The organism is Micromonospora sp. NPDC005252 (assembly GCF_042872475.1).
Lineage (GTDB): Bacteria > Actinomycetota > Actinomycetes > Mycobacteriales > Micromonosporaceae > Micromonospora.
Map to the genome: position 1 here is coordinate 315,643 of NZ_JBIAKN010000004.1, position 25,073 is coordinate 340,715.

The window sequence follows — 25,073 nt, forward strand, 5'->3', positions numbered from 1 at the left end:
TGGCGGGTCAGGCGATGGTGGCCAGGGCGGCGCGGACGCGCTCCACCACGGCCTTGACCGCCGGTTCGGCCAGATCGGCGTACGTGGGCAGGTTGATGCCGCGCCGACTCAGGTCCTCGGTCACCGGACAGTCCGCGCCCGGATCACGATGCGCGGGTAGGTCCGGGATCGGCACGAAGAACGGGCGGGTCTCCACGCCGAGCCGGGCGAGCGCCCGGGCCAGCGCGTCCCGGGACGTCGCGTCCTCCTCGGCCCCCACGAGGAAGGCCGCCATCCAGGGCGCCCGGCGAACTCCGGCGGCCACCGGCTGCGCCGACAGCGCCGGCTCGTCGGCCAACTGCTCCTCGTAGCCGGCGATCACCCGGTCCCGAAGGGCGATGATCTCGTCGGCCCGCTCCAGTTGGGCGCAGAGCACCGCGGCGCACAGGTTCGTCATCCGGTAGTTGTAGCCCAGCACCGGGAAGTAGTACCGCCGGTGCGGATCCATGCCCTGGTTACGCAGCAGGCGCATCCGGTCGGCCAGGGCCGCGTCGGAGGTGGTCACGCAGCCGCCCTCGCCGGAGGTGAGCACCTTGTTGCCGAAGAACGAGAACGTTGTGACGTCGGCGAGCGATCCGGTGGGCCGCCCGTCGAGGGTGGCGCCGAACGACTCGGCCGCGTCGGCGACCAGGAGCAGACCGTGCCGGTCGCAGAGCTGGCGCAGCGCGGTGTAGTCGGCCGGGTGCCCGTACAGGTCGACGGCGATGACCGCCCGGGTATGCGGGCCGATCGCGGCGCGTACCCCGGCGGGGTCGACACACCAGCTCTCCGGTAGGACGTCCACACAGATGGCGCGCGCGCCGCAGTACGCGACGGCGTTGGCCGTCGCCACGTAGGTCAGCGCAGGCACGATCACCTCGTCCCCCGGCCCGATGCCGGCCGCCGCGAGGACCAGGTGCAGCGCGACAGTGCCGTTGCTGGTCGTCACGGCGGTGTCGGCGGCGCAGCGACGGGCGAAACGCTCCTCGAAGTCACGCAGGTACGGGCCCTGTGAGGAGATCCACCCGCTCCGCAGCGCGTCGAGGACGTACCGCTCCTCCAACGTGGAGAGGCTCGGTCGGGCCACCGGATAGGTGTCCTCCGCGATGCTCATGTTCCAACCTCTCCGCTGTCGACGGCGTCGTTCGCGGCCTCGGCGACGAACGGGGACCGTGGCACCGGACCCGATCCGCCCCGCGCGGCCCAGCTCAGGACGTCCAGGTAGTCGCGCCCGGTGGCCGCCCAGGTACGCCCGGCCAGCCGGTCGTTCGCCCGCCGCGAGGCGGCGGCGTAACGTTCCCGCTCGCCCAGCAGGTGCCGCACCGCGGCGGCCAGGGACAGTGGATCCCGCGCCCGGAAGACCGCCGCCTCGGCGCGATTGAACTCCAGCTGGTCGAGCAGCGGCTCGACGTCGGCGCAGGCGACCGGGAGACCCCAGGTGAACGCCTCCAGCAGCGCGCCGCTGGCCGCCTCCCAGAGCGAGGGTACGACCACCGCGTCCGCTCGGGCGTAGATGGCGTTCAGCTCGTCCAGGCTGACGTAGCCGGGGAAGGACACCCGGCCGCGCAGGTCGGGTTGCGCGGCGCGGGCGAGCAACCGGCTCGCCTCGGGCTCGACCAGCGGCCCCGGACAGATCAGGCGGCACTCCGGCAGCAGCGCCATCGCCTCCAGCAGGGTCGCGTGGTTCTTGTGCTCCGCGGTGGACGACGGATAGACCAGCAGCCCCGGTTCGGGCCGCACGTGCGCCTGCTCCGGTGCGGGTTGGAACGCCGGGGTGGGGATGAGCACGGTCCGCTCCGCGGCCTCCGGGAAGAGGCGCAGGGTCTCCCGGTACGGATGGGGCCAGGTCACCACGATCGCCGCCGCGTGGGCCACATTCTCCCGGATCACCGCCGCGAAGCCGGGGGCGTGGAACTCGGCCCCCAGGTGGCGCAGGTCGTGCAGGACGACGACCGATCTGGTCGACCCGATCGGCGCACAGTGGAACGGGAACAGGGTGACGTCGACGTCGGTGTGCCGCATGACGGACCGTTGCCGGATGGCGTTGACGGCCGTGCGGACCGTACGGGAGTTGCGCACGGCCCGCGGCGTCCACCGGCGCAGCAGTTGGCCGGTGGGGTTGTCGGAACGGAGCGGCTGCGCCACCTCGGTCCAGCCGATCCGCGCGTCGGGCACCTGGTCCCGCCACTCGGCCAGCGTGCCCCGCAGGATGTTCACCCGCAGGTCGCAGGAGTCGTCGGCGGCCATACCGGTCAGCAGGCCGTAGGTGAAGGCTTCGAGCCCCGCGGCGTGACCGGGGCGGATGGGTGCGGCGTCGACCGCGACCCTCACCGGTCCACCCGGATCAGTCGGCCCATCCGCTCGTCCTCGAGGAGCTGCCGGTCGGCGTCGACCATGACCCGGACCAGGTCGCTGAAGAGCGTCTTCGGGGCCCAGCCCAGCTTGCGTCGGGCCTTCGAGTAGTCGCCGATGAGGGCGTCGACCTCCGCCGGGCGGAAGTAGGCGGGGTCCAGCTCTACGTACCGCTGCCAGTCCAACCCGACCCGGTCGAACGCGGCCTCGACGAACTCGCGCACTGTGTGGCCCTCGCCGGTGGCGACCACGTAGTCGTCCGGGGTGTCCTGCTGGAGGGCGAGCCACATCGCCTCGACGTACTCCGGTGCGTAGCCCCAGTCCCGAACGGCGTCCAGGTTGCCCAGGTAGAGCTTGTCCTGGATGCCGGCCTCGATCCGCGCCACCGCACGAGTGATCTTGCGGGTCACGAAGTTCTCGCCCCGGCGTGGGCTCTCGTGGTTGAACAGGATGCCGTTGGCGCAGAACATGTTCCAGGACTCGCGGTAGTTCACCGCCGACCAGTAGGCGTACGCCTTCGCGCACGCGTACGGGCTGCGCGGGTGGAACGGGGTTTCCTCGCGTTGCGGCGGCGGGCTCGAGCCGAACATCTCCGACGAGGACGCCTGATAGAACCGGCAACCGACGTCGGCGGAGCGGGCCGCCTCCATCATGCGCAGAGCCCCGAGCCCGGTGACGTCCGCCGTGTACCCGGGGATGTCGAAGGAGACCCGGACGTGGCTCTGCGCGCCCAGGTTGTAGATCTCGTGGGGGCGGATGTCGCGGATCAGCGCGGTCAGCGAGGCGGGATCGGAGAGGTCGCTGTAGTGGAGGAAGAGTCGGGCGTCACCGCTGCGCGGATGGACGTCCACGTGGTCGATCCGCTCGGTGTTGAAAGAGGACGACCGCCGTTTGATGCCGTGCACCGTGTATCCCTTGTCGAGCAGGAACTCCGACAGGTAACTGCCGTCCTGACCGGTGATGCCGGATATGAGTGCCGTTCGTGACATGAAGTCCCTCTCCTGCTGGGCCGGTTTTCCCCGCCGAATCCTTATATCGCTCTCGGAGTCGGCACTCCTGCGGTTTCATGTAACTGGCGGAATTTATTCTTTGCGGCCCCTGCGCAGCCCAGTCGCGGCAGCTCAGTTCGGAGGAGGGCTCAGTCACGGATCGAGCATCCGATCGTTAGGCGAATCGATCCTGTGGCACGAGCGAGGAGCGAGGATGGCCGGCGATCCCACCCCCGCGGCGGACACCCGAGAAAGGCCGGCGACTGTCGACGAGAGCAAATTCCACGTCCTGGTGACCGCCGGCTATTTCGCTCCCGGTTGGCGGGCTGGAGGGCCCGTCCGGTCCATTTCCGAGGTGCTCGCCCTGGCCAGTGACGACATTGAGACGTCAATGCTGACCCGTGACCGCGACCTCGGTTGCCGCGACCCCTATCCGGGGCTCTCCGGTCGCTGGGCCCGGGTCGGCCGGACGAACGTCTTCTATCTCGGCGTACGTCGGCCGGGGCACTGGCGGTCGCTCTGGCGCTCGCTACGCGTCGGCCGGTACGACCTGCTGTACGTCAACAGCGTCTGGTCGACCTTCTCCATCCTGCCGATGGCCGCGGCCCGGCTCGGTCTGCTGCGGGTGGGCCGCATCCTGGTCGCCCCCCGGGGTGAGTTCGGCGCGGCGGCGCTCCAGGTGCACCGACTCCGTAAGCGGATCTTCCTGACCGCCTGGCGGCGGATGCTGCTCGACCCTCGGGTGCTGTGGCACGCCACCACGCCGGTCGAGGCCAACGACATCCAGCGGGTGCTGCCCCGGGCGCGGATCGGTGTCGTCGCGGTCAGCCGGGGCCCCGAGCCGGACGAGTCGCCGGTCGCGACACCCGCGACCCACCACGCGCGGCTGGTCTTCATCGGGCGGATCTCGCCCATGAAGAACCTCGACCTGGTGCTGGCCTCGCTCGCCTTCGTGCCGGTGCCGGTGCCGGTGCGGCTGGACATCTACGGCCCGGTGGAGGACCAGGCGTACTGGCGACGCTGCCGGGAGCACCTGGCCGAGCTGCCCGAGTCGGTCACCGTCAGTTATCGGGGTGAGCTGCCACCCGAGCAGGTCCGCGCGACCTTCTTCCGCTACGACGCGTTCGTCATGCCGACCCGGGGGGAGAACTACGGCAACGCCATCGCAGAGAGCCTCTCCGCGTGCTGCCCGGTGCTCTGCTCCGACCGGACACCCTGGACGGCGGTGCTGCGCGACGGCGGCGGGCTGGTCCTCACCGAGCTGACCGCGGCGGCGTTGGGTGCCCTCGTCACCCAGGTGGCGACCGCCACCCCCGAGCAGCGGCACGCGGCCCGGGTCGAGGCGGGAGAGGCCTACCGCCGTTGGCGGGCGAGCCGGGCGCCGATCAGCGTCCTCGACCAGGCGTGGCGGGTGATCCGCGACCCTGCGTACCGGGTGCCGCCGCAGGGGCGGACCCCGTGAGCCGTACCCGGCCCTGCCTTCCACGACCCGCACATCTGCCACCAGGAGGCGTCAAGTGACCCGCGTGATGACCGTCGTCGGAACCAGGCCGGAGATCATCCGACTGGCCCGGGTGATCGACGCGCTCGATCGGACCGTGGACCACACGTTGGTGCACACGGGACAGAACTGGGACCCGTCCCTCTCCGACGTCTTCTTCAGCGAGCTGGGGGTCCGAGCGCCGAATCTCTTCCTGCGCGCCGACACCCAATCGCTCGGCAGCCTCCTCGGCGCCGTCCTGGTCGGCACCGAGAAGGCGATCGCCGAGCTGCGCCCGGACGCGTTGCTGGTGCTCGGTGACACCAACAGCGCGATCTCGGCGCTGATGGCCCGGCGGATGAACGTGCCGGTGTACCACATGGAGGCCGGCAACCGCTGCTTCGACCTGAACGTGCCGGAGGAGACCAACCGGTGCATGGTCGACCACATCGCCGACTTCAACCTGGTCTACTCGGAACACGCTCGACGCAACCTGCTCGCCGAGGGGCTGCATCCGCGCCGCATCCTGCACACCGGCTCACCCATGCGCGAGGTGCTCGACCACTACCGACGGCAGATCGAGCGGTCCACCGTGCTGGCCCAACTCGAACTCGAACCGGGCGGCTACTTCGTCGTCAGCGCCCACCGGCAGGAGAACGTCGACCACCCGGACCGGCTCCGTCGGCTGCTGGAGTGCCTGCGGGTGGTCCGCGACGAGTGGCGGCTGCCGCTGCTGGTCTCCACGCATCCGCGTACCCGCAAACGGCTTGAGGCGCTGGCGGGCGACGGCCTGCACCTCGACGGCGTGGCCTTCCACGAGCCGTTCGGCTTCTTCGACTACGTGACCCTGCAACGGCATGCCCGATGCACCCTCTCCGACAGCGGCACGGTCAGCGAGGAGGCCGCGATTCTCGGGTTCCCGGCGGTGACCCTGCGCGAGTCCATCGAGCGTCCGGAGGCAATGGACAGCGGGGCGATCGTGATGACCGGCCTGGAGCCCGACGGGGTCGTCGAGGCCATCCGGGTGGTGGTGGCGCAGGTGGCCGAGGGTTCGGTCGCCTGTCCGCTCGACTACCAGGTCCCCGACACGTCACGCCGGGTGGTCGACTTCATCCTGTCGACGGTGCGCCGCCATCACGACTGGGCGGGCATCCGCCGCTGAGCCGGCCGCCGGCCGGGCCGGCACACCCGTCACCACGACACCCGGGGGGACATCGCGCGTCACGCAGGCGCCGGCGCCCACTGTGGCGTCCCGGCCGACGGTCAGCTTCGGCAGGATCGCGGCGGTGGTGCCCACCAGGACGCCGTCCCCCAGCCGGCAGTACCCGGAGACCGCGGCGAGCGGATTGACCGAGACGTAGTCGCCGAGCACACTGTCGTGCCCAACCGTGCAGTTCTGGTTGAGGTGCACATGCCGCCCCAGCAGCACGTTCGTGGTCACCCGGGCGCCACCGGCGACGAACAACCCCTGCTGGTGGACGCAGTCGGGGCCGATCTCGGCGGCCGGATGCACCACTGTGGCCGCCGGCAGGCCGTACCGGGCGATGGTCTGGTCGGTCTCGCGACGCAACCTCGGATGCCCGACACCGAGCACCACGTGGGTGCTGGCGGGTTGGGCGGCCAGCCACCGGGTCGGGCCGAGGAAGGCGACGCCGAGGCGGTGTACCGCCTCGACATTGGACTCGGTGGGGTAGTCGTCGACGAAGCCCAGCATCCGCCACGGCGGTGCATCCTTCGCAATGGTGTTCAACAGCCGAATTACCCCATATGCCTCACGGCCCATGCCGCCCGCGCCTACGATCACTACGTCGGTCGTCAACCGCGGCTCCCTCGGCTACGGAGAACGCTGGCCGCTCTCCGTAATCTGAACCGGTTACCGGTGCCGATGGTGACGGGCGAGTGCCGGCGCTCCCGTCAATCCTCGCGTGTGCCAGGCACTGGCGTGCCCGCGCCGACGCCGGGACAGCAGTCTGGAAGGTGAGCCGAAGGTGAATGAGTTGGCAGGAACGCGTCTCCCCGACCGAGCCGAGACACCACAGAGGACGGCGCGATCCACGACCGCGCCCGGGTACCGGGTGCTCGCCACCGCTCGCGTGTTCGAGCCAGGCTTTCGCGGCGGCGGGCCGATCCGCTCCCTGCGGTTCATCCTCGACACCCTGCCGGACGACCTCGACGTCACACTGGTCACCGGGGACCGGGACCTCTGCTCGTCCGCACCCTACCCGGGCCTGTCCGGTCGACTGGTGCGGCGCGACGACCGCTGCGCCGTCTTCTACCTCGGCCCGTTCGCGCTGCGGCATTGGGTCCGACTCGCGCGGCACGTCCGGTCCCGCCCGGTCGATCTGATCTACGTCAACAGCCTCTGGTCGCTCTTCTCGGTGCTGCCGATCCTGGCGGTGGCGCTGCGACTGGTACGCGTCCGCGCCATCATGCTGGCCCCGCGCGGCGAGCTCTCTCCCGGCGCGCTCGCCATCAAGTCGCGCAAGAAGCGACTCTTCCTGGCGGTCTGGGCCCCGCTGCTGCGTCGGCTCGACGTGCGCTGGCAGGCGTGCAGCTGGCTGGAGGAGAAGCAGATCCGCGCCGCCATGCCCTGGGCGCAGATCATGGTGAATGGCAACGAGTGCCCCATCCCGGAGCTGCCGGCGCCCCGGGCCGTAGCCCACGACGGGCCGCTGCGGTTGGTGTTCGTCGGCCGGATCTCCCCGATGAAGAACCTCACCAGGGCGTTGGAGGCGGTCGCCGGCGCCACGCACCCGCTGGAGTTCGACATCTACGGTCCGCGGGAGGACGAGCAGTACTGGGCGGGCTGCCGGCGCCTCATCGACGCGATGCCCGACCACGTCCGGGTCCGCTACCTCGGGGAACTCGAGGCGGACGAGGTGATGGCGACCTTCAGCCGATACGACGCCTTCCTCTTCCCCACGCTGGGCGAGAACTACGGGCACGTCATCCTGGAGAGCCTGGCGTCCGGCTGCCCGGTGGTCTGCTCCGACGCGACGCCGTTCAGCGAGTTGATCGCCGACGGCGGGGGAGCGGTGGTCCGGCCGGCAACCGCGGCCGCGCTGAGCGAGACCCTCGACCGGCTGGCCGACCGCTCGGCCGGGGAGCGCGCCGAGGCGAAGGAGACCGCGGGCCGGCGGTACCAGCTCTGGCGACAGCAGCTCCGGGAACTCAACGTGCTGGACCACGCCCGGCGATTCTGCGCCTGACCCGGCTCGCCGTCACTCGGGCTGGAGCTACCTCGTTGCAATGGTGGGGCCCGCGTGGGTGGGTCCGTCGTCCGCCACCCCGGTAGGCCCGATGAGCGAGGACAGCACGTGCCCAGTCGCGTTCGTACGATGGTCCGACGAGTCCGGGACCACCTGGCCGCCACCCGTGACCCCGAGGCGTTCGCGCGGTCCCTGGGGGTGAAGCTGACCGGACGGGTCAGGTTCTACGGCGTCAGCCGGGCGATGTTCGGCTCGGAGCCGTGGCTGATCACCATCGGGAACAACGTCTACATCACCTCCGAGGTGCAGTTCGTCACGCACGACGGCGGCACCCTGATCCTGCGCAAGGACCATCCCGACCTGGACTGGACCGCCCCGATCACGATCGGCGACGACGTCTACATCGGGATGCGGTCGATGATCCTGGCCGGCGTCACCATCGGAAACCGGTGCGTCATCGGGGCGGGCTCGGTCGTCACGCGCGACATCCCGGACAACACGGTGGCGGCCGGTGTCCCGGCGCGACCGCTGCGGACCACCGACGAGTACCTCGAACGGTTGCAGGCCAAGTCGCTTGGCATCGGGCACCTTCCCGTCCCGGAGAAGCACGAGGCGATGAAGAGGATCTACGGGGTCACCACCGTCTGACCCCGCCCGCCGGCCGCGACCGACAGCTCAGGCCCGCCGGTACGCGACCCGTGGTGGCGGCAGTTGGTGGACGCCGGCGATGGTGATCGCCCCCAACGCGCCGGTCGTCCCGGTCACCTCGTAACCGAACCGGTCCCCGGTCATCGCCGCCGAACTGGTGCCGAGGTTGAGGGTGGTGACGGCGCCGGCGCTGCTGGCCCGCAACGTGGGCGGGGTGACACCTCTCGTCTGCCACACGTGCCCGTACCAGTGCCAGCCCGCCGGCAGCACCACGGGGACACTCAACACCGACTCCTTGACCCCGACGGATGTCACGGCGACGCTGCCGAAGTCGGCGATCGGGCCGAGGACGGCGGGACGTCCGGTCGCCGGATCGTGCGCGTACACGCCGTGCCGCATGGTCCCGGTTCCCGTCGCGGTGACCTCGACGCACACCCGGTCGACCGGGGTGGGCTCCGCCAGGTACATCGGGTGCAGCAGCAGCGACTGGTAGCTGCCGGTGTAGGTGACGGGCTCGGTCGGGCCGGCGAGGACGAGGAAGTAGCTACCGCGCGGGCCGGTCACCCCGGGGAGCGGCCCCACCGACGCCGGGTCGGGTTCCGCGCGCCACATCCCGTACCCGGTGGGGACCGGCATGCTGTACGAGATCCCGCCGACGGCGACCCGGTCCGGCACGGTGAGGTTCGTCGGGCCGGCCGGGACCAGCAGCCGGTGGAACAGCTGCGGAGCCGCCATCTGGGCTTGGGCGACCGCCTCGACCCGTTCGATCATCACGAAGTCGTCTGTGGAGTCCGACACGACGATCTCGGTGGCCGCCGAGGGCGGCGCCAGGTAGCGCCGGTAGGCGGTACCGGTCACGGATTCGCCGGCCTCCATGGTGCGACCCCACACCAACTGCGGATAGTTCTTCTTCAGGCTGGAGGTGATGAACCAGCCCTTGGCCGTGGTGTAGCGGGCCCGGATCTCGGGCACGCCGTCGGCGACCGGCAGCAACCCGACGGCGATGCCCCACTGCTGGACCTGGCCGCTGTTCACCACCCACTGGGTCATGCTGCTCGCCGGAATCAGCCGGTTCGTCAGGGTCGCCGGGGTGAAGTCGGTGAGAGCCGCGAGCGTGTCGATGTTCGCCCACACCGACCAGTTCAGGCCGCCGGCCGTGCCGACGTTCGGCATGAACTGCCGGCGGCTACCGCCGGCCACCGGGGTCAACGGACCGCACTGGGTCACTCCGGCGTTCAGGGTGAACCGCTCCAGCGCGGCTACCGTCTGCCCGACCAGCAGGCCGCCCTGCGACCAGCGGTAGACGTTCGAGATGCGGCACAGGGACGGGATCCGCGACAGGATCGTGGCGATGGGTGTGCCGATGTTCGCCCTGGCTGTGTCGATCATCCCCCGGTAGGACGGGATCAGGTAGGACTCCCGGATCGTCAGCTCCTGCCCGGTGGACCGGCCGTCCGGCACCGGTCGTCCGTCCAGCTCGACAGCCACCGTGTGGGAGTGGGTGGCCGGGCGGATCTGCACGTCGGGCGTCAGACCCGTGATCGGCACGGTGGCCGTGTGGGTCGCCCCCGACAGGTGGGTGAGCGGCGCGGCCGGCTTGACCCGGGCGCCCTGCGCGATGCCGTCGACGATCGTGTACGGGTTGCCGAAGAGCAGGCTGTTCGCGTTGGTGATGGCCAGCAGGGTGAAGGTGCGTGTTCCGTCGGTCCACTGCGAGCCGACGTCGACTGTCGTCTTGCCGTGGTTGGTGACGACGATCTGGTTGCCGACGTTGTAGCCGTGGTTGCCGCCGACGTACGACCAGCCGGTGTTGATCGGGCAGTTGTCGTCGGCGGTGTCATGGATCTTCGTCCCGACGGCGGACATCACCGGCCACACCTGGGCGTCGGTAGCGGTCGAGGGCACCAGGGTGACCTGGGGGAGACCGGCGTGCCACATGCCGACCATCGCCTCGGCGTACGCCAGGTTGGCGGGCATGACCAGGTCACGGGTGCTGTCGAAGCGCGACCGGACGGACATCAGGGCATTGGACCGGTAGACGATCAGCTCGGGCATGTCGGCACCTCCACCGCGAACACGCTGACGACGAACCTCACTGTGCGCCTTCGGAGCGGAGTTGCCCCTTTTCGGTCAGCACCCGGACAGAGTGAATTTTTCGCCGTCGCCGTCACGCCGGCGGTGTTCAGTCGATGAACAGGTGTTCTGGCGTAAACGGGGGTTTTTATGCGCATTTTAATCACCGGCGGAGCCGGTTTCATCGGGTCCAACCTGGCCCGCGCCGCGATGGTCGAGCCCACCATCCGTGGGGTCACCGTTCTCGACGATTTCTCGGTCGGGCTACGGACCAACCTCGACGGGCTGGACGTCGAGCTGATCGAGGGCTCAATCCTGGACCCGGCCGCCCTGGACGCCGCGATGACAGGCTGCGAGGCGGTGGTCCACCTGGCCGCGCTGCCCAGTGTCCCCCGCTCGCTGAGCGACCCGTTGGCCTCCCACCACGCGAACGCGACCGGCACCCTGATGGTGGTGGAGGCGGCCCGGCGACACCGGGTCGGGCACGTCCTCGTCGCGTCGTCCTCGTCGGTGTACGGCATGAACCCGGCGCTGCCCAAGACCGAGCTGACCTGGACCCGCCCGATGAGCCCGTACGCGGCCAGCAAGCTCGCCACCGAGGCGTACGCCCTGGCCCACCAGGCGTCGTTCGGGCTGCCGACGTTGGCCTTCCGCTTCTTCAACGTGTTCGGCCCGGGGCAGCGCCACGACCACGCGTACGCGGCCGTGATCCCCCGTTTCGTGCACGCCGCGCTGCGCGAGGAACCCGCCGTGGTGCACGGCGACGGGACGCAGTCGCGCGACTTCACCTACGTCGGCACGGTCTGCGACGTCATCGTCGACGCGCTCCGCCGCCGGGTACACCACCCGCACCCGGTCAACCTCGCCTTCGGCGCCCGGGCCAGCCTGTTGCGGGTCCTCGACGAGCTTGAGTGGTTGTGCGGCAGGCCGATCGCCCGCGAGTACGCGCCGCCGCGAACCGGCGACGTGGCGCACTCCCTGGCCGACAACGCCACGCTGCGGCAGCTGTTCCCGGACGTCGCACCGGTCGCCCGTTCGGAGGGCCTGCGCGCGACCGTGGAGTGGATGGCCGGTCGGTTGGACGCCGAGCGTGCCGTAGCCGCCGCACCTCGGTGACCCGGGCAGCGAGTCGGGCCGTACCGGAGTCGGTGGTCCCGGCGGCGGCGGCGGTCGCGACTGCCGCGCCCGGCGCGCCGACCTCGGCGGCGTCGAAGGATCGGGACCGCACGGTCACCGTGGGCATCGCCGCCGCGATGGTGGCGAAGGGTATCGGCCTGGCCGCCCCCCTGGTCATCACCCCGGCCTGCTTCCGGTTTCTCGGCGACCAGCGGTACGGCCTGTGGATGGCGGTCACCGCCCTCACCGGGATGGCGTGGTTCGCCGATCTGGGGCTGGGCAACGGGCTGCTCACCCGGCTCAGTCACCTGGCCGACGACCCCCGGCAACAGGCCCGGGAGGTCTCCAGCGCGTTCGCCACCCTCGGCGTGGTCGCGGTGGCGCTGCTGGTGGGTCTCGTGCTGGTGGTCCCCGCGGTGCCCTGGGCCGGGCTGTTCAACGTCAGTGACCCGGGTGTCGCCGCGGAGGCGTCCGCCCTGGTCCTGCTCTGCTTCGGCGCCTTCGTGGTCAACATTCCGCTCTCACTGATCCAGCGGATCCAGTACGCCCGCGGCCAGGTGGTACAGAGCAACATCTGGCAGTCGGCCGGGGCGCTGGCGGCCATGGTGGCCGTGCTCGGCACCATCGCCGCCGGGTGGGAACCACTGGCGGTGATCGCCTGCGCGGTGCTGGCCGTGCCGGTGACCAACCTGCTCAACTGCGTGACCTACTTCTGGTTCCAGGATCGCGGGCCGCGGCCCGGCCCGAAACTCGTGCACCGGGCCACCGCCGTCGGTCTGCTCCGGCTGGGTCTGCGGTTCTTCGCACTCACCACGATGTCGGCGATCGCGCTGAACGTGGACAGCCCGCTGGTCGCTAACGTCCTCGGGCCCACCACGGCGGCGCACTACGCGGTGGTGGGAAAGCTGTTCGGCGCCCTGTCGATCTTCGTGGGGCTGGTCGGCATGACGGTCTGGCCGGTCAACGGCGCGGCTCTGGCCCGGGGCGAGGTGGCCTGGGTGCGTCGCAACACGCAACGCATGGTGCTGCTCTACGGCGTGATCGTGGGGACGATCGGGGTCGTGCTGGTCGGCTACGGACACCGGCTGATCGACCTCTGGGTGGGCGGCATCGATCGCGCCGAAATCCCGGTCAGCGTCCTGATCGGGCTGGCGAGCTGGTCCCTTTTGATCGCGGTCACCTCCCCGCTGATCCTGGTGCAGAACAGCATCGGGCTGCTCCGGCCACAGTTCGTCGGCTGGGCCACGTTCCTGCTGCTGGCCACCGCTCTCAAGGTCTGGGCACTGCGGGAGTTCGGGCTCGCCGGTCTGCCGGTGGCGGCCTGCCTCGCCTACGTGCTCACCATGTGGCCGGCCGCGCTGGTGGGGTACCGCCGGGCGCTGCGCAGGGGAGAGCCGACGTGACCGGGGAGTGCCGGGTGCTGCGGGTCGTCGGTGAGCTGAACTTCGGCGGCACCGAGATGCGGACCGCCGAACTGCTGCCCCGGCTCTCCGCCGCCGGCGTCCAGGTGCACCTGGTGACGCTCAGCGACCGGATCGGTCCCGGCCCGCTGGCCGGCGTGGTCGGCCGGCACGGCGGCTCGGTCACCCCGATCCCGCTCGACCTCCGCTTCGCCGCCCGCTTCCTGGGCCTGCTGCGGCGGCTGCGACCGGACGTGGTGCACGTCGACTGCGCCAACTTCTCCGGGGTGCTGCTCGCGCTCGCCGCCCTGTGCGGTGTGCGTGGCCGCGTCGCCCACTTCCGGGGGGACGACAACCAGCACCGCAACCTGCGCCGACGCGTCTACCGCTGGATCTGTGGACGGTTGCTGCGGATCTCCGCCACCGACATCCTCGGCGTCTCGCCCAGCTCGCTCACCTTCGCCTACGATCCGCGCTGGCGCGACGACCCCCGCTGTCAGGTGGTCCTCAACGGACTCGACCTGGACCGGCTCCGCCTACCCAGCCCGGACGACCTACGCGAGTTGATCGGCGCGCGCCCGGCCGAGCTGGTCTGCGTCAGCGTCGGCCGGGCCTCGCCGGAGAAGCGGCGCTGGCTCCTGCCGCCGATCCTCGCCGAGCTGCGGGCCCGGGGAGTGGAGGCGCACGCCGTCCTCGTCGGGCCGGGCGACGACGCCGACGACGAGCGCGTCCGGGTGGCCGCGGCCGCCGCCGGTCTCGCCGACCGGGTGCACCTGCTGGGCCCGCGTGACGACGTGGGCGGGCTGTTGAGCCAGGCCGACGTGGTGATCCACCCGTCCTGCCTGGAAGGGCTGCCCGGGGGCGTGCTGGAGCCCGTCGCGTTGGGCGTCGGGACGGTGGCCGCCGACCTGCCGGGGGTGCGTTTCATCGACGAGCACCTGCCCGGCGTGACCATCGTCGACACCGATGCCGCGCCGCGGCGGTGGGCGAGCGCGGTGTGCGCGGCGGCGGCGTACACCGAGCAGACCTCGGCCTCGGCGGCGGCGGACCGGTTCGCGCGCAGCGTCTTCGCCATCGACACGGCGGCCGCCACCCACCTGACGATCTACCGACGGTGGGCGTCGGCCCGCCCGCACCGCCCGGTGCGACCCCGACCGCCAGCCTTCTCGACACGAGGAGAGAGATGAACGACCAGACGACCGTGATCGGCCGGCAACCACTTCTGGACGCGGGATCGACCGGGCGGGCCGGCCGGCCGCGTCCCCTGCTGGTGGGCGCGTACGCCTTCCCACACGGGGACGCCACCTCGAACCGACTGTTGCAACTCGCCCGGTCCGCCGCGCCCGACGGCACGCAGACGCTTGTCGTCAACGACTGGCCCTGCGAGGTGGCTGTCCCGGCCGGGCAGTCCGGCGTGGCCGGCATCGACCTGGTCACCCTGCGGATCCGGGGTCGGCACCACCTCACCCGCGCGTCGGCCCGGCTGGCCCGACCGCTGCGGGTGCTGCGGGCGGTCCGCCGGGCCGGCGTGGGGCGCGGCGAGGTGAGCGTCGTGCTGTTGCCGATGGCCCTGCTGACCCTCGGCAACTGGGCGACCCTGCGCCTCGTGCTGCGCTGCCCGGTGGTGGTGGACGCCAGCGAGCGCCACGACCGACACCAGTTCCGCCGCGGCTGGCTCACCCCGTACTTCGTCCGGCACCGCTGGTCGACGTTCCTGGCGACCCGGCTCGTCGACCGGGCCACTGCGGTCTCCACCACGCTGGCCGACTACCTGACGGGCCACGGCCTGGACGTGCTGGTGGTGCCGCCGCAGGTGGACTGCGACGAGTTCCGGGCGCCGCAACCACCAGCGATCAGCGACGGCCTGCGCCTGCTCTACGCCGGCGCTCCCGGGCGCAAGGACATGCTCGACGTGATCCTGCGGGGGATCAGCCGGCTCGCCCCGGAGCACCAGCGTCGGGTCAGCCTCACCATCGCCGGGGTCAGCGCCGCGGACGCCGCCGCCCACTCGGACCTGGACGTCGGGGTGCTGGACGCGGTCTCGGCCGACGTGCGGTTCCTCGGTCGCGTCCCGCGCGAGACCGTGCTGACCCTGCTGTCGGAGTCGCACTTCTCGATGCTGGTCCGCCCCTCCGGCGGTTACGCCGCCAACGGATTTCCGTCCAAGGTGCCGGAGAGTCTCGCCGCCGGATGCCCGGTGCTGCTCAACCACACCAGTGACCTGGCCGCCTACGTGCACGACGGGGTCGAGGGGTTGGTGCTCGACGGCAACGGCCCGGACGATATCCGGTCGGCGATCGAGCGGGCGCTGCGGCTGCGGGACGAGGAGTGGACGGCGATGAGCGCGGCGGCCCGGTCGCGGGCCCGCGAGTCGTTCGACTACCGGGCCTGGCGGGACCGGGTGAGCGCCTTCGTGACGGCGGGCCGGGACAACTGAGCCGACGCCCCTCGGCTCGACCGCCCTTGGGAAACAGCTAGCGCAGCACGGCGGTGGGTCGGCGCGGCGCCTCGTCGTCGAACACGCCGGCCCGCCGCTGGCGTGCCTCCGCGTGGGGCAGGCCGGCGCGGACGGCGGCGTCCCGGTCGACGGGGTTCCGCTTTTTCGGCAGGTGCAGCAGCGCGGCGGCGACCACGGTCCAGAACACGTACGGGTAGGTCTGGCCGGTGCCGAACATCGCCGACTCGGTGACCTGGATCAGCAGGCCGGTGACGACGAGCCAGACCAGACCCGCGTCGGCCCGGCGTACCGGCGCCCGCAGGACTACCCGCCCGGCGGCCAGCAGCAGCAGTAGCAGCGGCGGCACGGCGGCAAGCCCCAACTCCAGCAGCAACTGGAGGTAGCTGTTGTGCACCACGCTGACGCCGACGGCGCCGAAGAACTCGTCGGCGCTGGCGAGCTCGAACAGGTGGTTCCGCGACGCGTACCCGAAGCCCAGCGTGGGGCGGTTCTGCCACCACAGGTCGATCGTCGCCTGCCACATCTGGGTCCGCCCGTTGGACAGGTCGCCGCCGGTCGGGTCGGTGAAACGCAGCGCGAACTGGCGCATCCAGGGTGCGGCGAAGATGGTGGGCAGCAGGTTCAGCAGCTGTGCCATCAGCAGCAGGGCGGTCACCCCCGCGGCCAGCCGGACCATCCGGCCGAACCCGTAGCGCAGCACCAGCCAGAGCGCGCCGACGAGCACGGCGATCAGCGCGGTACGCGACTGGGACAGCAGGAGGCTGGCGGCGGCCGGCATCATGCCGAGCAGTGCGACGTGCCGCCGGGACTGCCGGTAGACCGCCCAGCCCAACGGGATCGTCAGGGCGCAGACGATGCCGAGCATGTTCGGGTTGTTGAAGAGGCCCTGGAACCGGGTGACGCTGGAGGTCGCCGCGACGAGCGTGCCGTCGGCGAAGCCGATGCCGAGACTGACCACGATGGACGCCGTGAGGACCAGGTAGACCACGTGCAGGTCAGCCATCATGACCGTCCGGTCTGGCCACCGCCGCCGGATGAGGACGTGCACCAGGGCGGCCAGCAGCAGCAGCGCGACACCCCGCTGGAGGGTCTCCATCGGAACCACCGACCAGGCGAAGCTCACCGTGGCGAGGCCGGCCATCGCCCAGAGCGCCGCGACGAACACGCGGGTCCAGACATCGGTGCGGGCCGGCGTTCGGCCCGGTAGGCAGAGCCCCCAGAGGACCAGGCCGGCGACCGCCGCGTACCGGGGATAGAAGCTGGCCTCGACCAGCGCCGGCATATTGGACGAGGCGCAGACCAGGAGGCCCATGGTCAGGGCCAGCATCCACCGCCAGCCGTCCACCCGCCGGGTGAAGGCGAGCAGCAGCACCAGCGCCACCAACCCGGTCGCGACCAACGGGACGGTGATGGCCGCGATGGTGGTGACCACCACGAGACACGCCGCGCCGACGAGCAGGCCCAGTTGGCCTATCCGGTTTCCCACGTGATGTCCTTCGAAGTCCGGCCGCTGGCGATGCCGGCGGTCGTCGGGTGGACAGCCCTCAGCGAGGCGCGTCCTGTAGGCCCGGTTGGGCCGGTTCGACAGCCCAGCGGGCCCTGGCGGCGTGCATCGCCCGGATCATGTCCGGCCAGTTCGGTGGCCGATAGCCGGTGGCCTGGGCGAGAGCGTCCGCGTTCATCGACCGGTCGCAGGTGAACTGGTCGTCCGGCACGATGTCGCCGGGCCACCCGTACACCTCGGCGATCAGGCGGAGCAGGTCGTACTTGGAGATCGGCTCGGCGGCCACGTGGTAGAGCCCGGTCAGCTCCGTGCGGGGCAGGATCACCGTCCGGAGCAGGCAGGCGAACTCGACTGTCGTCACGCCGCTGTAGACGGCCCGGGTGAAGCCGCGTACCTGCCCCCGCTGGGAGAGGAACCAGTCCACAAGCGAGCGGTTCGTGACCAGCTCGTGTCCGATGATCGATGTGCGGAGGGTGAGCGCGGAACCGCCACGCGCCTCACCCAGCAGCTTGGACCGCCCGTAGAGGTCGGGTGGGTCCGGCAGGTCGTCCTCGACGTAGCCGCCCCGCCGGCCGGAGAAGACGCAGTCGGTGCTGACGTGGATCAGGCGGCTGCCGAGTTGCCCGCAGGCGTCGGCGAGCAGGTGCGGGAAGAGCGCGTTGAGCGTGACCGTCTGCACCGCGTCCTGCACGTCCGGGCGTTGCTTGATCACACCCACGCAGTTGACCACGACGTCCGGCCGCAGGTCCTCGATAAGCTGCCGGAGCTGGCCGAACCGGGTCGCGTCGACGGCCGGGGTGATCCGGTCGAGCAGGCGCCGGGGGTACCACCCCGCGCGGTCCTCGATGCTCCGGGCAACGCCGTGGACGTCGAGGTCCGGAGCATCGCTGAGCTCGCGGATGACCGCGTGGCCGAGCATGCCGGTGACGCCGACGACGAGGACCCGTCGGGTCGGGCGCGGCTCCTCCTCGCCGGGACCGCTGCGTCGGCGGGGGACCAGCTCCGGTCGCTGGCCACCGGTACCGGTGCTCATGCCGTTACGACCGCCGCCGCCGCGGCCTCCACCTGCGCCCGCACCTCGGGCAGCGTCAGCAGCAGCGCCTCGATCTCCGGTACGGACAGCCGCCGGGCGTTGTGCGAGTGGAAGTCGGCCAGGTTGCCGCTCTCGACGTCACCCTCCTCGAAGTAGAGGGAGTAGTTGAGGTCGCGACTGTCCACCGGCACCCGGAGGAACTCGCCGAGATCCTCGACGTGGGCGAGCTCCTCGCGGCTGGCCAGGGTCTCGTACAGCTTCTCCCCGTGCCGGATGCCGAGCACGTTGAACTTCGCCGGGACCCGGAACAGGTTGCACAGCGCGGTGGCCAGGTCGCCGATGGTGCAGGCGTCGGCCTTGCGGATGAAGACGTCACCCGGCTGGCCGTACCGGAAGGCGTGCTCCACCAGGTCGACCGACTGCGGCAGGGACATCAGGAACCGGGTCATCGACGGCTCGGTGACCGTCGGCAGCCCGCCCCGCAGGATCTGGTCGATGAACAGCGGGATCACTGATCCGCGCGAGTACATGACGTTGCCGTAGCGCACACAGCAGACCCGGGTACGGGCGTGGGGATTGTTGCGGGAGTGCGCCTGCGCGACCTTCTCCATGAGGGCCTTGGTCATGCCCATCGCGTTGACCGGATAGACGGCCTTGTCGGTGCTCAGCAGCACCAGCGCCTCGACGCCGACCCGCTCGCAGGCGTCCACCACGTTCGTGCTGCCGAGCACATTGGTGCGCACGGCCTCCATCGGGAAGAACTCGCACGAGGGAACCTGCTTGAGAGCCGCGGCGTGAAAGACGAACTCCATTCCCCGCGCGGCCTTGAGTACGCTGTCGTAGTCCCGGACGTCGCCGACGTAGTAGCGGACCCGGTCGTCACCGAGGCGGTGCCGCATCGCGTCCTGTTTCGACTCGTCACGGCTGAATACGCGCACCTCGGCGGCCCCGGCGTCGAGCAGTCGGGAGACCATCGTCTGGCCGAAGGATCCGGTGCCACCGGTGATCAGGAATCGCCGGTCCGAAAGCGAGGAAACCACATCTTCTCCTGCCTGTTTCCCGGGGTGCCGTCCTCGGGAAACGGATTCTCGTCGAACGCGACCCTACGCGTGCACAAGAGACGCCGTGACCTCTTCCGGCAAAAGGAGTTCGAGTCGGGTTCGCTGTTCTCAACCGCCCCGCCGACAAATATGTGAACCGCGCTCGGTGCTGTCGAAGTGGCTGTTCGGCTTCCATTGTCGACGCGCCTGAACCGCTTATCGTGAAAGTCGGAGTTGGTGCTTGGAAAAGGTGGTATGCGTACTCCTATGCCAAAAGTTGCTCTCCACGCGGCGCACCCGCGCGCCGGTGCTTCCGACCTGACGACCGGTCGGGAATCACCTCCGGACGGCACTACGACACGGCGACCCTACGATCGCTGGAAGCGGCTGCTCGACGTCCTCGGCGCTCTTCTCGTCCTGCTGCTCGGCGCTCCCGTGCTGGCGCTGGTGGCCCTGGTCGTGCTGGTGGCGCACGGGCGGCCGGTGCTGTTCCGGCACACCCGCCCCGGGCTGCACGGCAAGCTGTTCGAGGTGGTCAAGTTCCGGACGATGCGCCACCCCGACCCGGACCGGGGGCTGGTGAGCGACGCGGACCGCCTGACCCGGGTGGGCCGCTGGCTGCGGGCCAGCAGCCTCGACGAGTTGCCGGAGTTCTGGAACGTGCTGCGGGGCGAGATGAGCGTGGTCGGTCCCCGCCCGCACCTCGTCCGCTACCTCAGCCTCTACAACTCCGAACAGGCCCGTCGGCACGACGTGCGACCGGGCATCACCGGGCTGGCCCAGGTACGCGGCCGTAACGCGCTGGACTGGGGCGCGAAGTTCGCCTACGACGTCGAGTACGTCGACCGCCGGTCCTTCCTGCTGGACCTGCGGATCGTCCTGGCCACCGTCTGGGTGGTGCTCAGCCGCCAGGGAATCTCCGCGCCGGGGGCCGCCACCTGGCACGAGTTCACCGGCAACCCGCCCGCGCGGGCGACCGCCGACCACGACTCCGCCCACCGGCGATGAACCGGGTCCTGCTGTTGGGCGCCGGTGGATTCCTCGGCCGGCACATCCGGACGGCGCTGGCCGCCCACACCACCGTCCGGTCGATCACCCGGGCGGAGTGTGACCTGGTCCGGATCGAGCTGCGCGACCTGACCGCGCTGGTCGCCCGGGAGCGACCGGACACGGTGGTGACGGCGGCCGGACGGATCGTCGGCTCCGGGTACGACTTCGTGCAGGCGCACGTCGTGGCCACCGCGAAACTGATCGAGGCGGTGGCCGCCGCCGCCCCCGGTGCCCGCCTGATCCGCATCGGCTCGGCCGCCGAGTACGGCACCGTGCCGCACGGCCTCGCCGTCACCGAGGAGTACCCGGGCACACCCGTCAGCGAGTACGGGCTCAGCCACCTGGCCGCCACCCGGTTGGCGGAGTTGGCGGGCGGGGCCGGCCGACTCGACACGATGGTGTTGCGGATCTTCAACCCGGTCGGCCCGGGAATGCCGCCGGGCAACGTGCTCACTCGGGTGACCGCGATGGTGAGGTCGGCGGTCGCCACCGGAACAAAGGAGATCGCCATGGGCCTGCACGACACGTACCGGGACTTCGTCGACGTGCGGGACGTCGCCACGGCGGTCCTCGCCGCCGCGCACTGCCGGCCGGGGCCCGCGCGGGTCTTCAACGTGGGCAGCGGAAAGGCGGTGGCGACGCGCGACGTCGTCCAACTGCTGGCCGAGGTGTCCGGCTTCTCCGGTGACATCCGCGACGGCAGCTTCGCGCCGGATGCCAGCCGCTCGGCCGCCGTGCCCTGGATGTGCGCCGACATCGAACGCGCGAACCGGGTGCTCGGGTGGGCGCCCGCGTACGACCTCGGTGAGTCGCTGACCACGCTGTGGCAGGCCGACGGCGAGCAGTCCACCCGCCCCGTCGCCGGCTCAGCGGCACGGTGAGGCCCATGCGGATCGGCCTGCTCACCCAGTGGTTCGACCCGGAGCCGGGCGCCGCCGCCCTCCCCGGAATGCTCGCCCGCGCCCTCGCCCACCGGGGGCACGAGGTCCAGGTCGTCACCGGCTTCCCCAACTACCCCACCGGCGAGTTGGCGCCCGGCTACCGGGTGACCCGCCGCCTCGACGAGGTCGACGGGCCGACCCGGATCCGCCGGGTGGCCCTCTATCCCAGCCACGACCGTTCCGCCCTGCGACGGATGGCCAACTACGGCTCGTTCGCCGCCTCCGCGCTGGTCTCCGGCACGTCGGCGCTGCGCGGCCTGGACGCCCTCTGGGTCGGGAACTCACCGATCAGCGTGGCCGTGCCCATGTGGTTCACCCGGTATGTGCAGCGGGTGCCGGTGCTGCTGCACGTGCTGGACCTGTGGCCCGACAGCGCGGTGGCCAGCGGCTTCCTCGGCACCGACCGGGTGTCACGGATGATCGAGCGGGGAATGGCCGGCTGGTGCGGTGGGATGTACCGCAGCGCCGGCCGGATCGCGTACGTCTCGCCCGGCGCCGCCGACCTGCTCGCCAGCCGGGGCGTACCCCGGGAGAAGCTCGTCCACATTCCAGTGTGGGCAGACGAGACACCGCGTACCGGCGTCGCGGACCTGCGCGCCGAACTCGGGCTCCGCGACGACCAGGTGGTGCTGGTGTACGCCGGCACGCTGGGCGAGGCGCAGGGGCTCGACCCACTCATCGACGCCTGCGCCCGGCTCCGCGACCCGCGGCTGGTCTGCCTGATCGCCGGCTCCGGAACCACCGAGGAGCGGCTACGACGCCGGGCCGAGGAAGCGAACGTGACACACGTGCGGTTCCTCGGGCGGGTGCCCCGGGAACGGATGCCCGCGCTGATGGCCATCGGTGACGCGCACTACGTGAGCCTGCGGCCCGGCGGCATGTCGGCGTACACGATGCCGAGCAAGGTGCAGGCCACCCTCGCCGCCGGGCGGGCCCTGCTGGTCGCCGCGGAGGGGGACGCCGCCGCCGTCGCACGGGACAGCGGGGCGGGCATCACCGCGCGACCGGGTGACCCCGACTCGATCGCCGATGCCCTGCGGGAACTCTGCGACCTGGGCCGGGAGAAGCTTGAGCTGCTCGGTCAGGCCGGTCGGGCGCACTACGACCGGGTCTTCTCCCTTGCCGCCGGCGCCGAGCGGGTCGAGCGGGCGCTGCGCGAGGCGATGGAGAGTCACCGGCGGCGCTGACCCCGGTGCAGCAGTCTCCGACAAGGCCGAGGCGCACGTTGTGACCTCGGCCTTGTGCAGCTCCCGGTCACGACGGAGCGAGCTGTAGAGTCGCGACGGCCGGTCGGGCGAGGGAAGCGCCGGCCGGACCGGCGAGGGGATGGCGCGTGCTGCACCTGAGGGTGATCACCCCGGAGAGCAGATCGACGGAGGTCGTCGACCTGCTCTCCGCAGAGGCGGGGGTGACTCACCTCGCTGTGCTGCCTGGTGCCGCCCGGCAACCGCAGGGTGATCTCATCCTCTGCGACGTGGTGCGGGAGAGCGCCGACCGCGTGCTGCGGGAGTTGCGGCGGATCGGCGTGGACACCAGCGGCGGCATCGCGGCCGAGGACATCGAGCTGACCATCTCCGCGGCGGCCGACCGGGCGGCGGACCGGGCACCGGGCAGTGGCGCGGACGCGGTGGTCTGGGACGAGATCGCCGCGAAGACCGGCGAGCAGACGGAACTGTCCGGCACGTACCTCGTACTGATCGTGGTGGCCACCATGATCGCCGGCATCGGGGTGCTGCTGGACCAGCCGATTCTCATCGTCGGGGCGATGGTCGTCGGTCCGGAGTTCGGCCCCCTCGCCGCGCTGTGCGTGGCGTTGCTGCGCCGCCGGCTCGGGGTGATCGGCCGCTCGGTGCAGGCTCTCGTGGTCGGCTTCCTGGCGGCCATGGTGGCGACCGTGCTGAGCACCTGGGCGCTGACCGCAGCCGGCCTGGTCAGTCGGGAGATGCTGCTCGCCGAACGCCCGCTCACCGACTTCATCTGGCGACCGGACGCGCTGTCCTGGGTGGTCGGTCTACTCGCCGGCGTGGCCGGAATGCTCTCGTTGACCTCGAAGAAGTCCGGCAGCCTGGTCGGGGTGCTGATCTCGGTGACGACGGTCCCGGCCGCGGCGAACGTGGCGGTGGCCGCCGCCTACGGAGTGTGGGACGAGGCCGGCGGCTCGGCACTCCAACTGGTGATCAACCTGGGTGCGATCGTCCTGGCCGGACTGCTCACGCTCGTGGTGCAGCAGCTCTGGTGGTGGAACCTGGCCCGTCGGTCCCGTCGGCCAGCCGCCGGTTGAGCAGCGTCCGCAGCGGGATCGACTCGCCGTCGCGGCCGCCCGCCCCCACCACCAACGGTGGCGGGCTGGGCTCCGGGTCAGCGCCGAACAGCCGGGCCCGCAGACCGCCCGGCACGGTCAGCAGGTGGAACCGCCCGGCCACGTCCACCGCCCGGCTCTCGGCCCGGTCGACGTACCAGCCGGTCAGCCGGGTCCGGTAGCGCCCGCGCCCGTCGTAACCCCTGGCGACCAGGCGCGTGGTGGGCAGCCCGCACCGGGTGGCCTCGGCCACGAACCAGGCCACCAGCTCCGCGGCCTGCGCCTGCTCGGCGGCCCGCCGCCGCGCGTCCGCGTCGGCGTGCGCCCGCACCGCGCGCTGCTGCCGCTCCCGCCACTCGCGGCCGTCGTCCTCACCCACGAGCCGACGGTACGCCCCGACTCAGTCGAGCACGGCCCGAAGGGTGTGCCGGGCGATGTCGGCCATCACCGGGTTGGTGTCGACGTAGTACGGCAGCGCGTTGATCGCCTGCGCCAGGGCCCAGCCGCGCCCCCGCTCCCAGGTGGCGTCGTCCACGCCCAACGCCCGCCGGTACGTCTCCCGCGACCCGGGGTCCAACAGGTTCCACGCCGGCATCAGATCCACCGCGGGGTCGCCGACCTGGACCAACTCCAGGTCGATGACCGCGGCCAGCCGCCCATCGCGCACGAGCAGGTTGCCCGGCATCAGGTCGGCGTGGATCCATACGTCGACCGGGTCGTCCCGGCGCGCGTTCCGGCACCGGTCCCACACCTCGGCGAGCGCGGCGGTGTCGGTGAGTTCGCCGCTGACGGCGAGGGCTGCCCGTACGTCGGCATCCTGGTCCGCCAGGGGCCCGCCCCGGCCGAACCCCGGCCACGACCGTCCGCCGGTGTCGACGCCGTGCAGGGCGACCACGACGGTGGCCAGGTCACGGGCGAAGACCTCCGGGTCGTCGATCCGATCGGGCTGGGCCGTCTCCCCGGGAATGAACCGGTACGCCGTCCACCACCCGGGGTACCCGTCACCCGGCGCACCGAGGGCGAGCGGTTCGGGCACCGCGATCGGCAGGTGCGCGGCGAGCAGCACAGCGTGTTCCTGCTCCTGCCGCAGCGTGTCGCGCAGCGCGGGGTCGGCGGAGGGGCGCAGCGGAAACCGCAGCACGAATTCCGTGCCGAGCCGGAACAGGGCGTTCACGGTGCCGGCCGAACGGAGGGGGCGCACCGGCAGACCTCGCCAGCGCGGAAACTGTTCGGCCACCAGCGCGGCAACCACGTCCGCGCTCACGTCCACCTGGTCGGCATGCATCCGCACCGCGAGATCATCACCCAGAAGCCCGCCGACACGCGACCCGTTTCCCGCCCGCCTCGCCGCCCGCCTCGCCGCCCGCCTCGCCGCCCGCCTCGCCGGCTGCCGCTGGCTGGCGCGGTCACGGATGGCCGCGCTCGGCACCCGACCTTCGAACGCCCCCTGTCGAGCTGCCCCA

At 71.4% G+C, this 25,073-nt stretch carries 22 protein-coding genes; 12 read left to right on the forward strand and 10 right to left on the reverse strand.

Features of this window, described 5'->3' with window-relative positions; translation table 11 throughout:
- Positions 1–7: 7 nt before the first annotated feature.
- From ACFYPH_RS14450 to gmd, 3 genes are read right to left on the reverse strand one after another with little or no spacing between them, the layout of a single operon-like run.
- Positions 8–1,132 carry a DegT/DnrJ/EryC1/StrS family aminotransferase gene (locus ACFYPH_RS14450; RefSeq protein ID WP_363936239.1) on the reverse strand — a complete coding sequence of 375 codons (1,125 nt, stop codon included), beginning with the start codon at positions 1,130–1,132 and terminating at the stop codon, positions 8–10.
- Positions 1,129–2,349 carry a glycosyltransferase gene (locus ACFYPH_RS14455; protein WP_387181889.1) on the reverse strand — a complete coding sequence of 407 codons (1,221 nt, stop codon included), beginning with the start codon at positions 2,347–2,349 and terminating at the stop codon, positions 1,129–1,131. Before ACFYPH_RS14455 ends, ACFYPH_RS14450 begins: the two co-directional genes overlap by 4 nt.
- The gene (gene gmd / locus ACFYPH_RS14460; RefSeq protein WP_354856749.1) at positions 2,346–3,359 is read right to left on the reverse strand and encodes a GDP-mannose 4,6-dehydratase; all 1,014 of its coding nucleotides are present in this window, start codon (positions 3,357–3,359) and stop codon (positions 2,346–2,348) included. The genes ACFYPH_RS14455 and gmd overlap by 4 nt, the downstream gene beginning before the upstream one ends.
- 214 nt (positions 3,360–3,573) lie before the next feature.
- On the opposite strand from gmd, the gene ACFYPH_RS14465 reads away from it, so the two are divergent.
- Positions 3,574–4,821: a glycosyltransferase gene (locus ACFYPH_RS14465; protein WP_355136133.1), complete on the forward strand. Its 1,248-nt coding sequence runs from the start codon at positions 3,574–3,576 to the stop codon at positions 4,819–4,821.
- Between the two features lie 55 nt (positions 4,822–4,876).
- The gene (gene wecB, locus ACFYPH_RS14470; protein ID WP_355067308.1) at positions 4,877–6,001 is read left to right on the forward strand and encodes a non-hydrolyzing UDP-N-acetylglucosamine 2-epimerase; all 1,125 of its coding nucleotides are present in this window, start codon (positions 4,877–4,879) and stop codon (positions 5,999–6,001) included.
- On the opposite strand, the gene ACFYPH_RS14475 is transcribed toward wecB, so the two are convergent.
- Positions 5,930–6,643: an acetyltransferase gene (locus ACFYPH_RS14475; protein ID WP_355067372.1), complete on the reverse strand. Its 714-nt coding sequence runs from the start codon at positions 6,641–6,643 to the stop codon at positions 5,930–5,932. The genes wecB and ACFYPH_RS14475 overlap by 72 nt on opposite strands.
- Positions 6,644–6,932: 289 nt before the next feature.
- On the opposite strand from ACFYPH_RS14475, the gene ACFYPH_RS14480 reads away from it, so the two are divergent.
- On the forward strand, positions 6,933–8,048 hold the full coding sequence (locus ACFYPH_RS14480; protein ID WP_355067306.1) for a glycosyltransferase: 1,116 nt from the start codon (positions 6,933–6,935) through the stop codon (positions 8,046–8,048).
- Between the two features lie 129 nt (positions 8,049–8,177).
- A complete protein-coding gene (locus ACFYPH_RS14485; RefSeq protein WP_387181894.1) occupies positions 8,178–8,696 on the forward strand; it encodes an acyltransferase in 519 nt (172 codons plus the stop codon).
- Between the two features lie 27 nt (positions 8,697–8,723).
- Here the strand turns inward: ACFYPH_RS14485 and ACFYPH_RS14490 are convergent, their stop codons facing one another.
- A complete protein-coding gene (locus tag ACFYPH_RS14490; protein WP_387181897.1) occupies positions 8,724–10,751 on the reverse strand; it encodes a hypothetical protein in 2,028 nt (675 codons plus the stop codon).
- Between the two features lie 168 nt (positions 10,752–10,919).
- Here ACFYPH_RS14490 and ACFYPH_RS14495 point away from each other — a divergent pair, with 168 nt between their 5' ends.
- The 4 genes from ACFYPH_RS14495 to ACFYPH_RS14510 are packed head-to-tail and all read left to right on the forward strand — an operon-like array spanning position 10,920 to position 15,722.
- A complete protein-coding gene (locus ACFYPH_RS14495) occupies positions 10,920–11,885 on the forward strand; it encodes an NAD-dependent epimerase/dehydratase family protein (RefSeq protein ID WP_387181900.1) in 966 nt (321 codons plus the stop codon).
- Positions 11,882–13,288, forward strand: coding sequence for a lipopolysaccharide biosynthesis protein (locus ACFYPH_RS14500; protein WP_387181902.1), 1,407 nt, complete (start codon positions 11,882–11,884; stop codon positions 13,286–13,288). The genes ACFYPH_RS14495 and ACFYPH_RS14500 overlap by 4 nt, the downstream gene beginning before the upstream one ends.
- Positions 13,285–14,472 (forward strand): glycosyltransferase, encoded by a 1,188-nt coding sequence (locus ACFYPH_RS14505; protein WP_387181905.1) that lies wholly within the window; start codon positions 13,285–13,287, stop codon positions 14,470–14,472. Before ACFYPH_RS14500 ends, ACFYPH_RS14505 begins: the two co-directional genes overlap by 4 nt.
- Positions 14,469–15,722 carry a glycosyltransferase gene (locus ACFYPH_RS14510; protein WP_387181908.1) on the forward strand — a complete coding sequence of 418 codons (1,254 nt, stop codon included), beginning with the start codon at positions 14,469–14,471 and terminating at the stop codon, positions 15,720–15,722. Before ACFYPH_RS14505 ends, ACFYPH_RS14510 begins: the two co-directional genes overlap by 4 nt.
- 37 nt (positions 15,723–15,759) lie before the next feature.
- On the opposite strand, the gene ACFYPH_RS14515 is transcribed toward ACFYPH_RS14510, so the two are convergent.
- From ACFYPH_RS14515 to ACFYPH_RS14525, 3 genes are read right to left on the reverse strand one after another with little or no spacing between them, the layout of a single operon-like run.
- Entirely contained in the window at positions 15,760–17,229 is a 1,470-nt protein-coding gene (locus ACFYPH_RS14515) for an O-antigen ligase family protein (RefSeq protein WP_354856771.1), read from the reverse strand.
- 58 nt (positions 17,230–17,287) lie between these two features.
- A complete protein-coding gene (locus ACFYPH_RS14520) occupies positions 17,288–18,280 on the reverse strand; it encodes an SDR family oxidoreductase (protein ID WP_354856773.1) in 993 nt (330 codons plus the stop codon).
- Positions 18,277–19,320 carry a polysaccharide biosynthesis protein gene (locus ACFYPH_RS14525; protein WP_387181912.1) on the reverse strand — a complete coding sequence of 348 codons (1,044 nt, stop codon included), beginning with the start codon at positions 19,318–19,320 and terminating at the stop codon, positions 18,277–18,279. Before ACFYPH_RS14525 ends, ACFYPH_RS14520 begins: the two co-directional genes overlap by 4 nt.
- Before the next feature lie 267 nt (positions 19,321–19,587).
- On the opposite strand from ACFYPH_RS14525, the gene ACFYPH_RS14530 reads away from it, so the two are divergent.
- The 4 genes from ACFYPH_RS14530 (at position 19,588) to ACFYPH_RS14545 (ending at position 23,592) form a co-directional block, all read left to right on the forward strand.
- Positions 19,588–20,328 (forward strand): sugar transferase, encoded by a 741-nt coding sequence (locus ACFYPH_RS14530; RefSeq protein ID WP_387181915.1) that lies wholly within the window; start codon positions 19,588–19,590, stop codon positions 20,326–20,328.
- Complete coding sequence (locus ACFYPH_RS14535; protein ID WP_387181918.1) at positions 20,325–21,251, forward strand: NAD-dependent epimerase/dehydratase family protein; 927 nt, start codon at positions 20,325–20,327, stop codon at positions 21,249–21,251. The genes ACFYPH_RS14530 and ACFYPH_RS14535 overlap by 4 nt, the downstream gene beginning before the upstream one ends.
- A gap of 5 nt (positions 21,252–21,256) precedes the next feature.
- A complete protein-coding gene (locus ACFYPH_RS14540; protein ID WP_387181921.1) occupies positions 21,257–22,498 on the forward strand; it encodes a glycosyltransferase family 4 protein in 1,242 nt (413 codons plus the stop codon).
- A gap of 146 nt (positions 22,499–22,644) precedes the next feature.
- Entirely contained in the window at positions 22,645–23,592 is a 948-nt protein-coding gene (locus ACFYPH_RS14545; RefSeq protein ID WP_387181924.1) for a DUF389 domain-containing protein, read from the forward strand.
- Here ACFYPH_RS14545 and ACFYPH_RS14550 read toward each other — a convergent pair.
- Complete coding sequence (locus tag ACFYPH_RS14550; RefSeq protein WP_387181927.1) at positions 23,522–23,989, reverse strand: hypothetical protein; 468 nt, start codon at positions 23,987–23,989, stop codon at positions 23,522–23,524. The genes ACFYPH_RS14545 and ACFYPH_RS14550 overlap by 71 nt on opposite strands.
- A 21-nt stretch (positions 23,990–24,010) precedes the next feature.
- Positions 24,011–24,895, reverse strand: a complete 885-nt coding sequence (locus tag ACFYPH_RS14555; protein WP_387182342.1) for an aminoglycoside phosphotransferase family protein — start codon at positions 24,893–24,895, stop codon at positions 24,011–24,013.
- Positions 24,896–25,073 lie beyond the last annotated feature (178 nt).